We start from the raw sequence: 19,093 nt of genomic DNA, 5'->3' as shown, positions 1-19,093 counted from the left end.
CGCAAGCGCCCGGGCGAAGCTGCGCGCTCGCACTCCGGCGCTGCGGATCCGCCCCGAAGAGCTTAACGGTCGATCAGGCGTAGGTCGCGCCGTCCGCTCCGTCCTCCCATCGACGCCTCTCCAAAGCGAGGGCGCACTCCGCGGGGAATCCGCCCGCCGCCGCGAGCGCAGACCGCAGAACCTCACCCGTGATTGATGCGGGAGCCAGATCTCCGACCGCCGCCTCCAACGATTTTCCGAGCGCACGACATTCTTGGAATGTCATGATCTCCCTTCGCGCGAGCGCATCGGCGAGACCGTCGATGCCCGACAGCCGCTCCAGTTCCCTCGCGGCGAACACCGGTCTCGCGTGCTCCGCGTGGCGCGAGATGATGCAGGTGCGCACGCCCCAGAAGAACCTGCGTCTCAGGCCGGCGTCCAGACCCCAGTCGTCCTCCGCGAGCAGGCGCGCGACGAGCAGACCGTTGCGGGCGTCCGCGACGTAGGAGGGTCGACGCATGAACGCCGCGCGAAGCTCCAGCAGGAAGGCGTCCGCATCCTGGAGGGCGACGCCTTCGTGCCCGACGTGGTAGGCGAAGAGGTCGCCCGAACCGGCCCGCTCCAGGAGCCAAGTGCGCGGATAGCGGTGCAAGCTTACCCCCATGCATTCGACCGGCGATTGGGGACGTGGCGCTCCCGTGGCCAGCATGAGATCCACGTCGGCGTTCGGCCCCGCGTCGCCCCTCGCCCGACTGCCGTAGAGGATCAGGACCTCGCCGCTCATCGCGTCCGTGACAGCTTCGAGATGACGGTGGCGAAGAAGACGGAGTAGATTACGATGGCGACCAACACGTGCGCGTCCTGCACCATGGTCAGCGCGGGATCCTTCGCCACCACCTGATTGCCGTAACCGACGAGGAGGGTGATGTCGAAGCTCTTCTGCCACGGCGCGGCGACCGGGTTCGCGAACCACGCACGCGAGTAGGCGAGGCCGAACGCGCCCCAGCAGGCCAGCAGAGCCACCAGGGGCCGTCCGGCGGATTCTCCCCAGGCGTTCAGCGAGCCCAGACATCGCATGATGCCGTGATTGAAGGCGTGAAGGAGCATGGCGGGCACCGCGGACGCGCGCTTCCGTCCCGAGCCGAAGACGAGATCGTAGGCGTCCTGCGCCACGCGGGCGGAGGATCGCTGCAGCTCGTGCAGACGCACGGTCTCGTAGTAGGTGTGCTCGTCGCCCGTGGTGGCGTGGGACAGCATCACGGTGCGCAGGAAGTGGGCACGCGTCCCCTTCAGTCTGAACCACTGGTGCATGCGGTGCTCCAGCGTCGGTCTGTCCGGATCGCGTCCGCTGGTGGAGGCGGCGATCAGTTCCCCGGGGTTGCTGATGAAGGTGCGGAGAAGCTCGGTTCGGCTGGACAGACCGATGTTGGTCCAGGAGCAGCCGCGCAGTTCGCAGCCTTCGAACGCCGCGAGCGATATCGAACAGTGCTCGAACGTGCAGTCCTTGAAGTGGCACCTCCGCCACGTTGAGTAGGCTAGGTCGCATCGAACGAACCTGCACCGTTCGAACATGATGATCGGGTCACCCTCGAACACCCCCTGGAAGTCGCATTCGCGAAAGGCCGCGTCGCGTATCTCGAGGGTATCCCCGGGCGTGATGCGCTCCTTCAGCGCCGACGCCGGGACGAAGCGGCGATACGGTCCGGCGTTGCGGTCCAGATCCCAGTCGTAGGGGACGGGATCGAGCACGAAGCCGGGATCGTGGATTGGCTCCCACCAGCATGCGTGACGACGGTTGCCGATGTGTCGCGTCGTCAGCCCGGAGCTTCGCGTGGCTCCAGCATGGCGTGACGTCTCTGAGGAGCGGCGCATTCTGAACATGCGTCCATCGATACATCCCGACCCGCCGGACAGGAAGGGCGCATCGCCGCCGCGACGCCCGGCGCCGCAGCCGATCATCAGCGATGAACTTGGTCCTGGCTGATGCGTGAGGGTTCAGGGCGGGTTGGGCGGGCCCCGTGTCGCCCTAGGATGACGCGGGCGTCACCCGTAACGGAACAGACTATCGCCTCGTTGGATGGCCGCGCGGCGAGGTCGCCGAACGCGCTCGTCCGGCGGCGGCGCGTCCCGTCGCATGGGACCGGTCCGTGCCCACCGTTCGGTCGTTCGTCCTGGCGGAGATACTGTCGGCGGAGCTGGATCCGAAGGGCGGCTTCAAGCTCGGCCGACATCCCGTCTTCCCTTCACCTAGCTGCGGACTTCTACCCCGTCGTGACGTCTGGTCGGTCGCCGCCCGCGGTGGAGCTTGTCGCGCGATCCCGGAAGCCGGTTCCGGGACTGCGCCGAGTTGCAGCGCGAGCGTCCGATGCCGATATCCCGTCCATGCCGGCACATTCCTCCATCTTCGCGAACCATGTCGCCTCGCGGCTACCGACCGCGCGAGCGAGCATGGGGCGCAACGAGCCCTGCTGGTGCCTTTCGGGTGACAAGTGGAAGAAGTGCCACATGGACCGAGAGGCGATGGAGCCCTTCAGCCCCTTCGAGGTCGAGGCCGATTGGCGACGGCGGGGGAAGAGGGGCTATTGCTCGCACTCGCTCGACGGCACCGGCTGTGCCGACGGCATTTCGGGATCGCACACGGTGCAGCGCCGGGGCGGTCTGGCCGCGATCGCGGAGGGTAAGTCGCTTGTGCTGACGGTGAAGCCGCAGAGCATGCGCGCGATGATCGATCACGACGGTCGACCGCCCCCGGTCGCGATCGGCACCGGCAAGGCTTCGGTGTTTCCGGGGTTCTGTGGTCGCCACGATGGCGCGGTGTTCAAGCCGATCGAGGGCAGTGACGTGGCTCTGGATGCGGACGACGCGCTGCTGTTCGGCTTCCGTGCGACGGCCTACGAGCGGTTCACGAAGGCGGTGCAGGTCGAGAACACGAGGCTCCAGCGCCAGATGGATCGTGGTCAGCCTCTCGCCGTGCAGGAGCGGATCCAGCGTCATCTCCACCTCACGCTCGCCGGAGCCAGGCGCTCGTTGGCGGAGACCGACGCCGTCATGGGGGAATACCGCGCGCGTTTGGCGAGCGGGGATCGGGTTGGCCTGCATCACCGCGCCTTTCGGTTCGATGGCCTCCTTCCGCTGGTCGTCGCCGGAGGCTTTATGCCGGAGCTGGCGATCGACGGCACGCGCCTGCAGCACCTCGCCCGCGGCGACGCCGCGTTCGACCAGCTCACGCTCACGATCACCTCCTACGCCGGCCGCAGCGTCGCGGTGTTCGCCTGGATCGGGTCGCACGATGGTGCCTCGGCCGCCTACGTCGAGGCGTTCGATGCCGTATCGGACGCCGACAAGGCGGATGCGGTCGTGCAGTTGGCGTTCGAGCAGCTCGAGAACATCTATCTTCGCCCGAGCTGGTGGAACGGTCTGCCGATGGCGCAGAGAGACGATCTCCAGAGGCGCGTCCGTGCCGGCGCAGCGATGAACCCCAGAACGTCGGGATCCTATGTTCCGAACCGGCCGCCGCTGGCGACCGCCGCCGTCGTGGAGCGAACGCGCGGCTGATGGCGGGTTCCGACGACTTCGAGGAAGCGCTCGCGGAAGCCCTCGACGTGATCGATCGGGTCTTGGCCGAGGAGGACGTGCCGCTCGTTCGTCGTCCGCTAAAGGCGGCGCGGGAGTTCGTCCGCTTCTGCATCCTGCAAGTGAGGACCGAGGCGGGGCCCGAGCCGACCCAGCCCGGCGGATTCCTGGACTACATGGACAGCGAGTGGTTCAAGGTGGTCTACGCCCGCACCGTCGCGTGGTATCGCAGCCGCTACGGCGAGATTATGGTCGGAGGCTCGGGCCGCACGGTCGACGCCTGCACCATGGTGCTCGGCACCGCCTTCCGGATGACGGTCCCGCTGGTGACGTCCCGTCCGGCCACGCCGGGCAAAACGGTCTGGCTGCACTGGCCGGAACGGGTCGCGGACGACGAGGACGCGCTCGCCTGGATCGACCGGCCGCCGAACTTCTCCGCGATGCCGCGCGGTGACGGGCTGAAGGCACGCCGCCTTGCGAACGCGATCGCCGGCAGGCTGCGTTCGATCCACTGCGGAATGACGACCGTGGAGGCGGCCGATCCTCGCGTCGGCGAACTGAGTGATCCGATCATCTCCCATCTCGGTCAGGCGGCGGCGCAGATCGCTGAAGGCGGCCCCATCGAGACGAGGCGCGCGCAGTGGGAGCTGCGGATGGCGTGCGAACTCTCGCTGAAGATGCTCTCCCAGCAGCGTGGCGGATCGTTCACCGAGACGCACGACCTATATGTGCTTCACGACCGGCTGCCTGCCGGCAAGGCGCCCTTCGACCGTACGCTCCTGACACGCATCCCGAAATGGGAGGCGATGGCGGAATGGCGCTACGGTGGCGGCCCCGTCGTCACCGTAGCGGACGCCTTCTCGCGATATCGCGCCACCCTCCAGCTCGTGGATGGCGCGACGGAGGCCGCCGAGCGAAAGTATTGCTTCCATGGCGCGAACCTCGAAATCAGGAAGGCGCCCTACCTTCACGATGACGAGACGACGTTCCAGCCGCGTCATACGGAATGACGCGGCGGTCGGTGCCAGCCGACGACCTCTCCTCGGCTTCGACATCCCCGTCCCCGGTCACTCGTCCTCCGCGGGGCTGTACGCGTCACCCGCGCCGCCGTAGAAACGATGGCGCATGGCCACCCCTCCGAACACAGCCATCCTCCGGCCGTTCCTTGCGCCGCTCCTGCTCAGGCGGCGCGCGACGACTCGTGCCGACCGCTTCCTGTCCACCCTGTGCGCCGAGATCGACGGCATCCTCGGCTCCGACGTCGCGAACGGTCCGCGGGAGACGTCGGCCGCTCACTCCTACGGCGGCCTGCGCGTGCGGACGATCGGGTATGTGGAAGTGAGGGCCCCGGCCTGGGCGCCCGAAAGCCTGCTGATGAACGTCCAGCACCACCTGATCGTTGTCGCGACCAAGGGGGATCTGGCGGGGGTATGCGCGTCCCGGTCCGGACTGCTGGGCGGCATCGCGAGGGTCGGATGCGCCGCACTCGTCGAGAGATCCGTCATCGAGGCCGCCTTCGTCGGATCTCGAGCGTCGGTCATCTGGATGAACGGCATCCACGAGGACACCGACTCGAAGCCGAGCGCCAAGACCCTTATGGGGACCGCCTTGGAATACGCACTGGATCCGCTGGGCGATCAGACCTTCCACTACTCCGCGATGCGCAGCACCGTTCCCCTCAAGCTGGACGGCACCGAGGACGCGTCCATCGGCGCGTTCCCCGGCAACTCGCGCGTTTGGACGAGCCGTCCGAAGGACTGGGGTCAGTTCGCAGCCCGACTGGAGATGCTGATCGACCGCGTCGCCGCTCCGCCCGCGCCCAGCGGTCGCTTTGGGATGCTGGCGCGAAGTCTGGACGACCTGGGGGGCGTTGACGACGCATATGAGGTGGGGTTCGTCCCGTCCGAGCTCTTCGGCGCTTCCCTCGATCGCGACGAGATCCGGAGCATGGAGAGCTGGGCGCTCGCGACCGACCTAGAGATCGTCGCCACCGACAGAGCCGCCCTGACCGCGAGGGTCGTCCATCAGGGGACGGATCTGGGCGACGTTCGCATCGAGCCATCGATGAGCGAGGGGCGGATTGCCATCGAAGCCGAGTGGATTGACGTCCGTTACGGAACGGACGACGACCGCGACGTGTGCCTGGACCATCTGCGCGACGTCGACTGGACCAAGATCAGATACGGCAGCGGACACACGTTGTCGCATGGCGGCTGCTACACCAGCGCCTACCGCGACCAGCGCTTCGACTGGAGGTTCGTGGATCTCACGGGCTACGACGTGGCCTGCGAGAAGCCGGCGGTGGCGGCCGGGCAGACGCTCGCGGGCCGGATCGGCAGCAAAGTCGCGGGAGCGGTCGACAACTCACTCTTCGGCTACGTCTTCGACGAGTTCGGCGGCAGTGGATGGCTCGCGAGCGACGACGGCTCCATGGAGATCGCCGACTTCATCCACATCGCCGACGACGATCTCGTTACCCTGTTCCATGTCAAGGCGGCTGGATCGGACAGGGCCGGGCGGGAGGTGTCCGCCTCTAAGTTCGAGGTCGTCGTTGGTCAGGCGGTCAAGAACCTGCGACATCTGGACCGCACGACGCTGGCGGACGCCCTCGGCCGCAACCACGACAATCTGATTGGCTCGGCCGTGTGGCTTGCGGGCAGCCCCCAGGCGGATCGCACGGGGATGATCCGGCGCGCGCGAGACCTGCCGCCCGGTTACGCGCGTCGCGTCGTGATCCTGCAGCCGCAACTCACCCGGACGGAGTACAACGCCTGCAACGACCGGACGGCGGGCGCCACGCGAATCCTCAAGATGAAGCAGCTGCACACGCTGATGCTGGGAGCCCGGCTATCCGCCGGCGCAGTGGGCGCGAGCCTGGAGGGATGGGGCGCGGCGTGATCCGATGGACGGTGATCACATCCGAAAGGATGCTGGATGGATGGCAGTTCTGAATTGATCGGGCGATCCCGAAGGAGAGAGGCGACAAGCAGTAGTCACGTCTCCGATCCCGTCGAAAACTTGGCCCAGCCTTTATCGACGAAATTTACGTGGAGAACGTCAGACATGACGTCGCTTGATGTGTCTGAGGCGCTCGTTAGTCGAGCGATCTGCACTCGTTCCTGTGCGCGATCAAAGGGAATGGTGCCCAAGGGCGGGATCGAACCACCGACACTGCGATTTTCAGTCGCATGCTCTACCAACTGAGCTACTTGGGCCCGGACCGCGTTGCGATCGGAGACGCGCGTTTAGGGGCGGTTTTCGCCCATGTCCAGCCCTTCTTCGTCTGCCGGCGGTCCCGGCACGCGATATCCGTCGCCCAGCCATTGCAACAGGTCGCGGTCGCGGCATCCGCGCGAGCAAAAGGGCTTGTATTCGGGCACGGCCGGCTGGCCGCAGATCGGGCATTTCATCCGCCACGCTCCAATTGATGCTGCACGCCCGTGCGGCGCGCCAGTTCGGCGCACCAGTCCGGGCGCGCGATGATTCGGTCATACACCGCCGGCGCCAGCCGGTGGATGCGCGAGGCGGTGACCGGCGCCCGCTCGATCTGGCGCAGCACGGCGCGCGCCGCCGCCCCCACCGGGTCCGCCGCCAATCGCTCCGGAATCGATGCGCGCGGTCGCGGCCGCACGATCTGGAGGAAACCGAAGCCGTTGACCGCGGTCCGCTCGAACGGGGGCGCCAGCTCGGCGTCGATCGCCTGGGCCACCGCCAGTCGCGCCGCCTTGCCCTCGATCGTCGGAAAATCGATGCCGATCGACCCGCCGATGCCATGCCGCCGGATCGCGCGCGCCACGCTCCGCGCCGCGGCAAGCGCCAGCGCATCGTGCGGCGGTGCGCCGTCCACGTCGAACAGCGTCATCGCCGGCGTCGCGGTCATGCGCAGCGCCCCCGGCCCGAAGCCAATCTCGCCCGTCACCGCCTCGTCCAGCAGTTCGGACCAGCCCGCCGCCTCCAGCGCGTCGGCCTCGTGCGACCGCATCTGCCGCACCGGAACACCACTCGCCATAATTCGCTGCAACAGGTCTGGCCCCGCCACCGGAGCCGCCTCGCTCGCCACCGCCTTGGGCAGCTTGGCGCGACCTCGCTCGGGGATCGCCTCGCGCACCACCTGCACGGTGAGCGCACCGCCTTGCGTCACCCCCGCGGGCACGCGCCCCAGAAACACGTCACCGCCCGCAGCCAGCGTCACGCGTCCCTGCCGTCCGGGCAGGATTTCCACCAGACGCCCGGCCGAGACGGTATCGACGGCCAGCACATCCTCCGGCTCGATCGCCGCCTCGACGATGCAGCCGTCCGCGACCAGCGCGGCCCGTGCCTCGCCGATCCCCGCCTCGTACAGCCATTCAGCCAAGCGGCAGGCCGGACGCCTTCAACAGCGCGCGCGCCTCGAACAGGGGCAGGCCGACGACGCCCGAATGGCTGCCCGACAGGAAGCGGACGAACGCCTCGGCGCGGCCCTGGATGGCATAGCCGCCCGCCTTGCCCAGCCCCTCGCCGCACGCGACATAATCGTCGATCTCGGCCGCTGACAGCGGCTTGAACGCGACCACCGTGTCGGCGATCCGCGTGCGAACGGTGCCCGCCGCATCGATCACGCAGATCGCGGACAAGGCATGGTGGCGCCGGCCGGACAGCAGCGCGAGCAGGCGGCGCTGCACGCCCTCATCGGTTGCGGGCGGCAGGATGCGGCGCCCGACCGCGATGGTGGTGTCGCCCGCGATCACGATCTCGCCCGGCCCCCGCAGCACGGCCTGCGCCTTCTCCACCGCCAGCCGCAGCGCATAGACGCGGGGCAACTCGTTCGGCCGCGGCTCCTCGTCGATGTCGGGGGCGGCCTGGCGCGCAGGCACGGCACCGATCCGCGCGAGCAGGTCGCGACGGCGCGGGCTGGAAGAAGCTAGAACGAGGGCGGGGTTCATGATGACCTCGCCGCCAACATCACCCATCACTTGAAGCGATATGTGATCCGGCCCTTGGTCAGGTCGTACGGGGTCAGCTCGACGAGCACCTCGTCGCCGACCAGCACGCGGATGCGGTTCTTGCGCATCTTGCCTGCGGTGTGTCCCAGAATCTCGTGGTCATTCTCGAGCTGCACGCGGAACATCGCGTTGGGGAGAAGCTCCACCACGCGGCCACGCATCTCGAGCAGTTCTTCCTTGGCCAAAAAGCTACCTCAACTGGTCGTAAAAAGGGTTCGCCGCAACGGCGCGCCGCCTTAGCCGAGAAAGGCCCGAAAAGAAAGGCACGCAAGGTTACGGGGATGCGACCCATATGGGTAGCGCATCTCGGGCCGGCAAGTCACGCGGGCTTCGCCGCCCCGCCGGCCCCGCCCCCGCCGCCGGCGACACCATGCGCCACCACGCTCGCCACCGCCAGGTCGCCGGTCACGTTCAGCATCGACCGGCACATGTCCAGAAACCGGTCGACGCCCAGGATCAGGCCGATCGCGGTCGGCGGCACGCCCACCATCCCCAGGATCAGCGCGATCACGGGCAGCGATCCCGCCGGCACGCCTGCGGTGCCGATCCCGCCCAGGATGCACACCGCCATCACCATCGCCTGCTGCCCCAGCGACAGGTCGTGCCCGAACAATTGCGCCAGAAAGATCACCGTCACGCCTTCGAAGATCGCGGTACCGTTCTGGTTCGCGGTCGCCCCGATGGTCAGCACGAAGCGCGACACCTTGCGCGGCAGCTTCAACTGTTCCTCCGCGACCTTCAGCGAGGTGGGCAGCGTCGCGTTCGACGATGCGGTGGCGAACGCCATCACCATCGCCTCCTGCACGCCGGCAAAGAAGCGCCACGGCCGCATGCCGCCGCCCAGCCACACCGCCAGCCCGTAGACGACGATCAACTGGAACCCCAGCGCCAGCAGCACGGTGCCGACATAGGCGCCCAGCCGCACCAGCAGGTCCAGCCCGAACAGCGCCGCCAGGTTGAACATGAAGCACGCCACCGCGATCGGCGCCAGCCGGATCACCAGCCCGATCAGCCGCAGCGTCACCGCCAGGATCCCCTCGATCGCCTCGCGCAGCGCCCGCGTCTTCTCCTCGCCGACCAGCACCAGCCCGATGCCGAAGGCCAGCGCGAACACCATCAGCGCCAATATGTCGTCCTGCGACGCGGCGCGGATCACGTTGGACGGAATGATCGCCAGCACCTGCTCCACGGCGCCCGGCTGCTCGCGCGTCGACGCCAGGATGCTCCCTGCCCCCTGCTGCGCCTGCGCCAGCAGTGCGCGTGCCGTCTCCGCATCCACCCCGCTCCCGGGCCGCAGCACGTTGACCAGCACCAGTGCCACCACCACCGAAATCGCCGACAACACCAGCGTCGCCGCCAATGTCCGCAACCCGATCCGCTTCAGCGCGGCGACATCGCCCATCTCCGCGACACCCGTCACCAGCGCGGAAAACAGCAGCGGGATGACCAGCATGAACAACAGGCGCAGGAACACCTGACCCAGCGGTCCGGTGACATAGGTCGTCACCGTCTCCACCCAGTCCGCGCCGCCGGCGGTCAGGTTGACGAGCAGCCCGCCGCCAAGCCCCACCGCAAAGCCGATCAGCATCTGATAATGCAGCGCGATGCGCGGGGCCGGGGCGGCTTGTGTCTCGGTCATCCCCGATCAACGCCCGGCGGCGATGGAGTGCCGCGGGTCATGCCGGGTTATGCTTTGCCAGAAACGCCGCCATCGCCTTCAGGAATTCCAGCCGGTCCTCGCCGCGGGTGAAATGATGGTCGGCCAGCGGCTGTTCGATATAATCGTACGGCTTGCCCGCCGCCTTCAGAGCATCGGCCATCATCCGCGACTGTTTCACCGGCACGCGCTTGTCCTCGCGCCCGTGCACCAGCAGGATCGGGATCGAAAAGCCCGCCGCGCCGAACCGGGGCGATACCGCGCGGTAATCGGGCGCCTGCTTCTTCAGCCAGTCGCCGCGCGTCTTGCCGAACAGGAACTGCCCGTCATAGCGCTGCATTGCGGCCAGGTCCGACACCCCGGCATAGGACACCGCGCAGCGATACAGGTCGCCGTTCCGCTGTGCCGCGCGCATCGCGGCATAGCCGCCATAGGATGCGCCGATCATGCACACGCGCTTGGGGTCGGCAATGCCCTGCCTGGCCAGAAAGGGGATGGCATCGTCCAGATCGTCCTGCATCTTCAGGCCCCACTCCCCCTCGCCCTTCTTCGCGAAGTCGGTGCCATAGCCGGACGAGCCACGATAATTGGGCTGGATCACCGCATAGCCCAGCTCGGCCAGATATTGCGTCCACCAGTCCCACCCTTCCGCATCGCGCGCGAACGGCCCGCCATGCGGCAGCACGATCAGCGGCAGGTTCTTGTGGGCGCGCAGTCGCGGCAGGGTCAGCACCGCCTCGATCGGCGTGCCGTCGCGCGCGGTGTAATGCACGGTCGACACCGGCGACAGCACGCGTCCCTTCAGCGTGTCGTTGTTCCACGCATAGCGCTGCATGTTGCCATAGCTCGTGTCCCAGTAATACAGCGCTCCGGCCTGGGACGGGCGCCCCACCTCGACCAGCAATTTGCTGCGGTCGCCGTTCCACGACACGATCCGCGCCCGGCGCTCGCCCACCGCCTTGTCCACGCCGTCCTGAATCTGCTTCAACGTCGGATTGAACCACACGGTATGACCGAACGTGTCGGTGACGTTGACGCCGTCGGCATCGGTCTCGGCCGCATTGTCGATCAGGCCGTCCAGGTCATAGCCCTGCGCGGCATACACCTTCTTGCCCAGCTTCAGGTCGGGCAGCGACACCTCGTACAGCGCGTCATGGCCGTCGCTGTCGTCGAAGGCCAGTGCCGAGCCGTCGGGGCGAAAGGTCAGCGGCACCACCATGCCCTCGTCGCGCTTGCGGTCGGCACGCGCGATGGTGCGGAACGGCTCGCCATTGCGGTCGCGGTACAGCAGCATCGCCTTGCGGCTTTCGTCATTGTAGCGATAGCCGATCCGCACCTGGCCCTGCCCGTCGGCATACCAGTTCCACACGTTGCGCTGCCCGTCCGCCACCAGCTTGGCCCGGCCGGTCGACAGGTCCGCCTCGAACACCGACGGATAGACCTGATCCATCGATTCGATGCCGGTCTGCTTGGCGAACAGGATACGCGGGCTGCCGTCCTTGGCGGTCCACAGCACCTCGTCGGCGCGGATGCCCGAACGGGGCCAGTCGATCTGCTTCGTACTGCTCAGGTCCGCCGGCACGCCCAGCAGGCGGGTGATGTACACCTCCTCGCCATAGATCACGTCCTGCGTACCGATGCCGACCGCCAGCCACTTGTCGCCGACCCAGCGCCACCAGTTGACGTCCATCTTGTCGCCGATGCGCATCGCCTTTGCCGCGCCATTGTCGGCCAGCGGCGTGACGACCAGATACTGCTTGCCCCTGATCGCCATCTTGGCGGCGAGACGCGTCCCGTCCGGCGACAATTTTGGCCCCTCCATCGCCGGCAGCTGGGCGAACACCTCGACCGGCACGGGTGCGTTATCCGCCGCCGGCGTTTCCACGACCGGGCTGGCCCCTGTCAGCAACAGGGCCAGCGCATAGATTCCAGACTTCATGTTTCCCCCCTTCGGCACCCCCCTTCCCCTGGGGCCGCACCGAAGGCACGAAGAATATCAAGGCGGCGTCCCCTTGCAAGAGGCGCCCCGCATCACCCCCCGGCGAGTGCCGCCAGCAGCAGCAGGGCGACGATGTTGGTGATCTTGATCATCGGATTGACCGCCGGCCCCGCCGTGTCCTTGTACGGATCGCCCACCGTGTCGCCGGTCACCGCCGCCTTGTGCGCCTCCGATCCCTTGCCGCCGTGATTGCCGTCCTCGATATATTTCTTGGCATTGTCCCACGCGCCCCCGCCGCTCGTCATCGACAGCGCGACGAACAGGCCCGACACGATTACGCCCAGCAGCATCGCGCCTAGCGCGGCAAAGCCGTTCGCCTGCCCCGCCACCGCCCGCACGATGAAATAGACCGCGATCGGCGACAGCACGGGCAACAGCGAGGGCACGATCATCTCGCGGATCGCGGCGCGGGTGACCAGGTCGACGGTGCGTCCGTAATTGGGCCGGCTGGTGCCCGCCATGATGCCGGGATTGTCGCGGAACTGGCCGCGCACCTCCTCCACCACCGCGCCCGCCGCGCGGCCGACCGCGGTCATCCCGAACGCGCCGAACAGATAGGGCAGCAGCGCGCCCAGCAGCAATCCGACGATGACATACGGGTTGGACAGGCTGAAATCGACCGTCACGTCCGGAAAATAGGTGCGCAGGTCGGTGGTATAGGCTCCGAACAGCACCAGCGCGGCGAGGCCCGCTGAGCCGATCGCATAGCCCTTGGTCACCGCCTTGGTGGTATTGCCCACCGCGTCCAGCGCGTCGGTGCGCTCGCGCACTTCGTCGGGCAGGCCGGCCATCTCGGCAATGCCGCCGGCATTGTCGGTGACCGGGCCGTATGCGTCGAGCGCGACCACCATCCCCGCCTGCGCCAACATCGCGGTCGCGGCAAAGGCGATGCCGATGATCCCCGCCAGCTGATACGCCACCACCACCGCGACGACGATGACCAGCGTCGGCAGCGCGGTCGCCTCCAGGCTGATCGCCAGCCCCTGGATCACGTTGGTGCCGTGCCCCGTCTCCGATGCCTTGGCGATCGACTTGACCGGGCGATAGGCGGTGCCCGTGTAATATTCGGTGATCCACACGATCAGCGCGGTCACCGCCAGCCCGACCAGCATGCACCAGAACAGGTCCATGCCGGTGAAGCTCGCCGCGCTGCCGGGGTCCGGGTCCAGCGTCAGCGCATCCGCGCCTGCATCCAGAAAGCCCGCGCCCCCGATCATCGCCGACAGGTCGCCCAGCACCCAGCGCGTGGCGACGTACAGCGCCGGGATCGACAGCAGAGCCGATGCCCAGAACCCCTTGTATAACGCCCCCATGATGCTGCCCCGCCCCAGCCGCACCGCATAGGTGCCGATGATCGAGGTGACGATGCACACCGCGCCGATCACCAGCGGCAGGCCCATCAACTGCATCAGCTCGGCCGGATCGGCGCGCACCAGCAGCGCGATCGACACCATCGTCACGCCCAGCGTCACCACATAGGTCTCGAACAGGTCGGCGGCCATGCCGGCGCAGTCGCCGACATTGTCGCCCACATTGTCCGCGATCACCGCCGGGTTGCGCGGATCGTCCTCGGGTATCCCCGCCTCCACCTTGCCGACCAGATCCGCGCCGACATCGGCCGCCTTGGTGAAGATGCCCCCGCCCAGCCGCGCGAAAATCGAGATCAGCGACGCGCCGAACGCCAGCGCGGTCAATGCCTCCACGATCCCCCGATCGTTCGGCAGGCGCCCGCCCGGCCCGGTCAGATACCAGAACAGCACCGCGATCGACAGCAGGCCCAGCCCCGCGACCAGCATCCCCGTCACCGCCCCCGACCGGAACGCCGCGGTCAGCCCGCCCTGCAGGCTGGTCCGCGCCGCCTCCGCCGTCCGCACGTTCGCCCGCACCGAGATCGTCATGCCGACGAACCCCGCCACCCCCGACAGGACCGCGCCGATCACGAAAGCGGTGGTGGACAACCATCCCAGCGTCACCGCCATCACCACGGCGACGGCCACGCCGACGATGGCGATGGTGGTATATTGCCGCCCCAGATAGGCCTTGGCCCCTTCCTGGATGGCGGCGGCGATGTCCTGCATCCGCGCATCGCCGGGCGACAACCCCAGCAACTGGCGGCTTGTTATGGCACCATAAAGTACGGCGATCAGTCCGCCGATCATGGCCACGGAGACGGTCGTCATGCTGAAGCATCCTCCCTCGTCCAAACCCGGTCTCTTGCCGGATAAGAAGGGAGGCTAAACACCCGCAGCCAAAACGCAATCATCATGTGATAGTCCGTCGCGACCGCCGATCACGACCCGCGATGCTCGAACCCCAGCGACGACGGCAACGCCACCGCGCGGCCATGCTCGATCAGCGACAGGCCCTCGCCCACCGCGAACCATCCCACCCGCGTCGCGGCCACCGGCGGCACCGCCCCCCCGGCCAGCGCGAACAGCAGTTCGTAATCGTCCCCCGAGGTCGCTGCGGCCCTTGCATCGCCGCCCCAGGCCCGGTACGCGTCCGACAGCGGCACCGCGTCCAGGTCGACCGTCACCGCCACCCCGCTCGCCGCCGCCATCCTGCCTGCATCGATGAGCAGGCCGTCGGACACGTCCATCATCGCCCGCGCGACCGGCGCCAGCGCCCGCCCCTCCGCCAGCCGCGGCACCGGCCGGCGATAGGCCTCCAGCAATTCCGCTGGTCCATCCGACCCTTGCGCGATCGTCAGCCCCGCCCCGGCATCGCCGATCGTGCCCGTCACCCACAGCGCATCGCCGCCCTGCGCCCCCGATCGCACCGGCGCCGCCGCGTCGCTGCCGAGCGCGGTCAGGGTCAGCGTGCGGGCACCGCGCAGCGAAACGGTATCCCCCCCGATCAACCGCGCGCCCATGGCACGCAGCGCGTCGCCGAACCCGGCCAGAAACGCCCGGTCCCACGCATCGTCGCCGATCGGATAGTTGAGCAGCACCCCCTCGACACCGGCGCCCTTGGCGGCCAGGTCGGACAGGTTGGTGGCGACCAGCTTCCACGCCACGTCGCCCGGCGGGTCGCTCGCCAGATAATGCACCCCCTCGACCAGGCTGTCGGTGGTCACGAACAGCGCGCCCGCATCCACCACCGCGCCGTCGTCGGTCAGGCCGCGCGCGCCGGGATGCAGCGGCAGCGTGCGCAGCGCGGCGATGAACTCTCCCTCGGTCATCGCCGCGGGCGCGGCATCAGGCGCGGACCGTCTTGGCGATCCCGTCCAGCACGCCGTTCACGAACCCCGACTCACGCCGTTCGTAGAATGCATGCGCCACATCGACATATTCGCTGATGACGGCCCCCACCGGCACGTCGCGGCGCGCCAGCAGTTCGTAGGTACCGGCCCGCAGGATCGCCTTCATCGGCTTGTCCAGCCGCGCCAGCGACCAGCCCGCGGCCAGCTTGCCCTCGATCAGCAGGTCGATCTCGCCCGCCCGGTCGGTCACACCCTTGACGATGTCGTCGAAGAAGTCGGTATCCGCCTCGGCATATTCGACATCCTCGATCGTCGCGCCGATGCGGTGATTGTGGAATTCATGCAGCAGCACGGGGACGGCGGTGCCCTCCATCTCGTGCTGATACAGCGCCTGAACGGCGGCCAAGCGCGCCGCCGCGCGCTCCTTGGTACGGTTGCTGGTACGATTCATCGTCGCGCCTTTACGCCGATGCGGCGCGGTCGTCACCCCGCCGCTATCTCGCCATCACCGTCGTCGTGGGCGTGCCGATCCTGCCCTTGGGCAGCGTCACGCCTTCGCGCGTCTGCCTGATCGGCTGGATCGTCCCGTCGGGATTGTAATACAGCCGCTCGCCCGCGACCGATCGACGGAACTCGCCACCCTGCTCACCGTCGATGGTCAGCGTGCCGTCATGATAGAAGAAGTACCAGTCGTTCTTGAACGCTGCGATGCCGGCATGGATGGTGAAGCTGTTCGTCGCCTCGCCGGTCAGCTCGCCGCGATAGGTCCACGGCCCCTCGACCGAGGGCGCGGTGGCGTAGGAGATGCGCTCCTTCTTCTGCTCCGGCTCCTTGATCGACGCGTAGGTCAGGTAATAGAGCTTGCCCCGCTTGTGCAGCCACGGGCCTTCCAGATAATTGGTGACCTTCAACTCGCGCGGCTCGCCGTCCAGTTCGGTCATGTTGGGCTTCAGCTTGGCGAGGTAGAGGTTGGAATTGCCCCAGGCCAGCCAGCTCGTCCCGTCATCGTCGGTGAACACGGTGGGGTCGATGTCGCTCCATGCGCGCCATGTCGCCTTGTTGTCCGTCACCAGCGCCGACCCGCGCGCGTCCCTGAACGGCCCCAGCGGCGTATCGCCCACCGCCACCCCGATCGCCTTGCCGGGATGCGTCGCGTCATGCTCGACCGTTACGTAGAAGTAGAATTTGCCATTCTTCTCCACCATCTGCGACGCCCAGGCCTCGCCCTTGGCCCATGCGAAGTCGGTCGGCTTCATGATCGCACCATGCGCCGTCCAGTGCTTCATGTCGGTGGTCGAATAGGCCAGCCATTCGTTCATCGTGAAGCCCTGCTTGCCCTTGGCCTCGTCGCGCCCGGCATAGAGGTACAGCCGGTCGCCCACGACCAGCGGCGCGACGTCGGCGGTGAAGCGGTCGCGGATGATCGGGTTCGACCCCGGCCGATCGACATAGCGACCTGCGCCGCCGCGTGCCGGCGCATCCTGCGCCACCGACACCGCACCCAGGCCGAGTGCCATCGCGACGCCGGCGCTCCACGCCAGCCGACGTGCCATACGTCCCGTTTCCATGCCGATCCTCTCCCGCCAAGCGCTGGTTGCGCCTCAGGATTTCACTCTAGAGGCGGGGAGATCGTGCCGTCAATTGTCGGACTAGAAACTCTGTCCTATCGGTTCAGTCGCAGGCGCAACGCCACCGACCGCGCATGCGCGGGTAGCCCTTCCGCCTCGGCCAGCGCGACCGTGGCGGGCCCCAGCACCTTCAGCGATTCCTCGGTCAGCCCCAGGAAGCTCGTCCGCTTCATGAAATCCAGCACCGACAATCCGCTGGCGAAGCGGGCCCGCCGCCCGGTCGGCAGCACATGGTTCGGCCCCGCGACATAATCGCCGATCGCCTCGGGGGTGTAGCGGCCCAGGAACACGCTGCCGGCATGGCGCACCCGGTCGAACAGCGCCTGCGGATCGTCGGTCGCGATCTGCAGATGCTCGGGCGCCAGCCGATCGACCAGCGGCATCGCCTCGTCCAGAGTCGGCACGACGATGATCGCGCCGTTGGCATCCCATGCCGCGCGCGCCACGGTGGCGGTCGCCAGTTCGGGGATCTGCCGGTCCACCGCCTCCGCCACCTTGTCGGCGAAGCCCGCATCGTCGGTGAACAGGATCGACTGCGTCACCGTGTCATGCTCGGCCTGGCTCAGCAGGTCGGCCGCGATCCATTCGGGGTCGTTCTTCGCGTCGGCCACCACCACGATCTCGCTCGGCCCAGCGACCATGTCGATGCCGACCACGCCGTACACCTGCCGCTTGGCCTCCGCGACCCAGGCATTGCCCGGCCCCGTCACCACATCGACGCGCGCGATGCGCCCCGCGCCATACGCCAGTGCGCCGATCGCCTGCGCGCCGCCGATCCGCCACACCTCGTCCACGCCCGCCAGATGCGCCGCCGCCAGCACCAGCGCGTTGGTCTGCCCCCCGGGCGTCGGCACCGTCATCACCAGACGCCCGACGCCGGCCACCTTGGCGGGGATCGCGTTCATCAGAAGCGACGACGGATAGGCCGCCCGCCCGCCGGGCACGTACAGCCCCGCCGCGTCCACCGGCCGCCAGCGCGCGCCCAGCCGGACGCCCGCCTCGTCCACCCACTCGCTGTCCTCGGGCTTCTGCTTTTCGTGATAGGTGCGGATGCGCGCGGCGGCCAGGTCCAGCGCCGCGCGCAGCTCGGGCTCCAGCCCTTCATAGGCGGCGCGGCAATCCGCCGGCTCGATCCGCCAGCCGGTTTCCGCCAGGTCGTGCCCGTCCAGCTTGCGCGTGAACGCCGCCACCGCCGCCTCGCCCTCGTCGCGCACCGCGCGCAGGATGGTCGCCACGTCGCGCGCCACATCGGCGTCCGCCTCGCGCCGCGCATCGACCAGTGCCTCGAACTGCGCCGCGAACCCCGCCTCGCCCACATCCAGCCGCATCACGCCGCCCTCTCCGCCACCGCGCGCCTGATCCCCTCGACCAGCGGCACCACCCGCCCGCGCGTCTTCATCGCCGCGCGGTTGACCACCAGACGCGAGGTGACATGCGCGATCACCTCCACCTCGACCAGCCCGTTCTCGCTCAGCGTCCGCCCCGACGACACCAGGTCGACGATCCGCGGCGCCAGCCCCAGCGTTGGCGCCAGCTCCATCGCACCGTTCAACTTCACGCACTCCGCCTGCACCCCGCGCTTCGCGAAGTAGGCACTGGTGATGTGGGGATATTTCGTCGCCACGCGAACATGGCTCCACCCGCGCGGATCGTCGCTTGCCGCCATGTCGGCCGGTTCCGCCACCGAGATGCGGCAATGCCCGATGCCGAGGTCGACCGGCGCATACAGCTCGGAATAACCGAACTCGGCCAGCACGTCGGACCCGACGATGCCCAGTTGCGCAGCGCCATGCGCGACAAAGGTCGCCACGTCGAACGCGCGCACCCGGATCAGCTCGATTTCCGGATCGTCGGTGGCGAAGCGCAGCGCACGGCTGTTCTCATCCGAAAAGGCGGCTTCGGGCTGGATGCCCGCGGCGGCGAGCAGCGGCAGCGCTTCGGCCAGGATGCGCCCCTTGGGCACGGCGATGATGAGCGGCTGGGACATGGTTCCCGCGCGCTTACCGGCCGCCCGGCGCGCGTGCAACGGCGCTGGCACCGATCCCGCCTCCACCGCTCATGGACCGCGCGTAC

At 68.2% G+C, this 19,093-nt stretch carries 17 protein-coding genes and 1 tRNA gene; 3 read left to right on the top strand and 15 right to left on the bottom strand.

The genetic code is table 11. From position 1 onward, the window contains the following. Positions 1 to 73: 73 nt before the first annotated feature. Both GQR91_RS05940 and halA read right to left on the bottom strand, forming a co-directional pair. The gene (locus GQR91_RS05940) at positions 74 to 763 is read right to left on the bottom strand and encodes a nucleotidyltransferase domain-containing protein (RefSeq protein WP_149682735.1); all 690 of its coding nucleotides are present in this window, start codon (positions 761 to 763) and stop codon (positions 74 to 76) included. After that, entirely contained in the window at positions 760 to 1,938 is a 1,179-nt protein-coding gene (halA, locus tag GQR91_RS05935) for an anti-phage Hailong system effector protein HalA (protein WP_149682734.1), read from the bottom strand. The genes GQR91_RS05940 and halA overlap by 4 nt, the downstream gene beginning before the upstream one ends. 24 nt (positions 1,939 to 1,962) lie before the next feature. Between halA and GQR91_RS05930 the strand changes: the two genes are divergently transcribed. From GQR91_RS05930 to GQR91_RS05920, 3 genes are all read left to right on the top strand, one after another. Beyond that, entirely contained in the window at positions 1,963 to 3,534 is a 1,572-nt protein-coding gene (locus tag GQR91_RS05930; RefSeq protein ID WP_149682733.1) for an SEC-C metal-binding domain-containing protein, read from the top strand. Next, positions 3,534 to 4,562 carry a hypothetical protein gene (locus GQR91_RS05925; RefSeq protein WP_149682732.1) on the top strand — a complete coding sequence of 343 codons (1,029 nt, stop codon included), beginning with the start codon at positions 3,534 to 3,536 and terminating at the stop codon, positions 4,560 to 4,562. The genes GQR91_RS05930 and GQR91_RS05925 overlap by 1 nt, the downstream gene beginning before the upstream one ends. Positions 4,563 to 4,677: 115 nt before the next feature. Further along, positions 4,678 to 6,450 carry a hypothetical protein gene (locus tag GQR91_RS05920; protein WP_149682731.1) on the top strand — a complete coding sequence of 591 codons (1,773 nt, stop codon included), beginning with the start codon at positions 4,678 to 4,680 and terminating at the stop codon, positions 6,448 to 6,450. A gap of 241 nt (positions 6,451 to 6,691) precedes the next feature. On the opposite strand, the gene GQR91_RS05915 is transcribed toward GQR91_RS05920, so the two are convergent. The 13 genes from GQR91_RS05915 to hisG form a co-directional block, all read right to left on the bottom strand. After that, positions 6,692 to 6,767, bottom strand: a tRNA-Phe gene (locus GQR91_RS05915). A gap of 30 nt (positions 6,768 to 6,797) precedes the next feature. Then, on the bottom strand, positions 6,798 to 6,962 hold the full coding sequence (locus GQR91_RS05910; protein WP_112383829.1) for a DNA gyrase inhibitor YacG: 165 nt from the start codon (positions 6,960 to 6,962) through the stop codon (positions 6,798 to 6,800). Further along, positions 6,959 to 7,906 carry an Rne/Rng family ribonuclease gene (locus GQR91_RS05905; RefSeq protein ID WP_149682730.1) on the bottom strand — a complete coding sequence of 316 codons (948 nt, stop codon included), beginning with the start codon at positions 7,904 to 7,906 and terminating at the stop codon, positions 6,959 to 6,961. Before GQR91_RS05905 ends, GQR91_RS05910 begins: the two co-directional genes overlap by 4 nt. Continuing rightward, positions 7,899 to 8,474 carry a Maf family protein gene (locus GQR91_RS05900; protein ID WP_149682833.1) on the bottom strand — a complete coding sequence of 192 codons (576 nt, stop codon included), beginning with the start codon at positions 8,472 to 8,474 and terminating at the stop codon, positions 7,899 to 7,901. Before GQR91_RS05900 ends, GQR91_RS05905 begins: the two co-directional genes overlap by 8 nt. Before the next feature lie 26 nt (positions 8,475 to 8,500). After that, positions 8,501 to 8,719: a translation initiation factor IF-1 gene (gene infA / locus GQR91_RS05895; RefSeq protein ID WP_007403889.1), complete on the bottom strand. Its 219-nt coding sequence runs from the start codon at positions 8,717 to 8,719 to the stop codon at positions 8,501 to 8,503. A 134-nt stretch (positions 8,720 to 8,853) separates the two neighbouring features. Then, positions 8,854 to 10,173: a dicarboxylate/amino acid:cation symporter gene (locus tag GQR91_RS05890; protein ID WP_149682729.1), complete on the bottom strand. Its 1,320-nt coding sequence runs from the start codon at positions 10,171 to 10,173 to the stop codon at positions 8,854 to 8,856. 37 nt (positions 10,174 to 10,210) lie between these two features. Beyond that, a complete protein-coding gene (locus GQR91_RS05885; protein ID WP_149682728.1) occupies positions 10,211 to 12,130 on the bottom strand; it encodes an alpha/beta hydrolase family protein in 1,920 nt (639 codons plus the stop codon). Between the two features lie 92 nt (positions 12,131 to 12,222). Then, the gene (locus tag GQR91_RS05880; RefSeq protein WP_149682727.1) at positions 12,223 to 14,370 is read right to left on the bottom strand and encodes a sodium-translocating pyrophosphatase; all 2,148 of its coding nucleotides are present in this window, start codon (positions 14,368 to 14,370) and stop codon (positions 12,223 to 12,225) included. A 110-nt stretch (positions 14,371 to 14,480) separates the two neighbouring features. After that, entirely contained in the window at positions 14,481 to 15,371 is an 891-nt protein-coding gene (gene thiL / locus GQR91_RS05875) for a thiamine-phosphate kinase (protein WP_149682726.1), read from the bottom strand. A gap of 16 nt (positions 15,372 to 15,387) precedes the next feature. Continuing rightward, positions 15,388 to 15,843: a transcription antitermination factor NusB gene (gene nusB, locus GQR91_RS05870; RefSeq protein WP_149682725.1), complete on the bottom strand. Its 456-nt coding sequence runs from the start codon at positions 15,841 to 15,843 to the stop codon at positions 15,388 to 15,390. Between the two features lie 43 nt (positions 15,844 to 15,886). Then, positions 15,887 to 16,945, bottom strand: coding sequence for a glycoside hydrolase family 43 protein (locus GQR91_RS05865; protein WP_249042518.1), 1,059 nt, complete (start codon positions 16,943 to 16,945; stop codon positions 15,887 to 15,889). A gap of 110 nt (positions 16,946 to 17,055) precedes the next feature. Next, positions 17,056 to 18,348, bottom strand: coding sequence for a histidinol dehydrogenase (hisD, locus tag GQR91_RS05860; protein WP_162844020.1), 1,293 nt, complete (start codon positions 18,346 to 18,348; stop codon positions 17,056 to 17,058). Continuing rightward, entirely contained in the window at positions 18,348 to 19,007 is a 660-nt protein-coding gene (gene hisG, locus GQR91_RS05855; RefSeq protein ID WP_149682724.1) for an ATP phosphoribosyltransferase, read from the bottom strand. Before hisG ends, hisD begins: the two co-directional genes overlap by 1 nt. Between the last annotated feature and the right edge of the window lie 86 nt (positions 19,008 to 19,093).

The organism is Sphingomonas carotinifaciens, from assembly GCF_009789535.1.
Classification (GTDB): Bacteria; Pseudomonadota; Alphaproteobacteria; order Sphingomonadales; family Sphingomonadaceae; genus Sphingomonas; species Sphingomonas carotinifaciens.
This window is presented reverse-complemented; position numbering and strand designations above follow the sequence as displayed.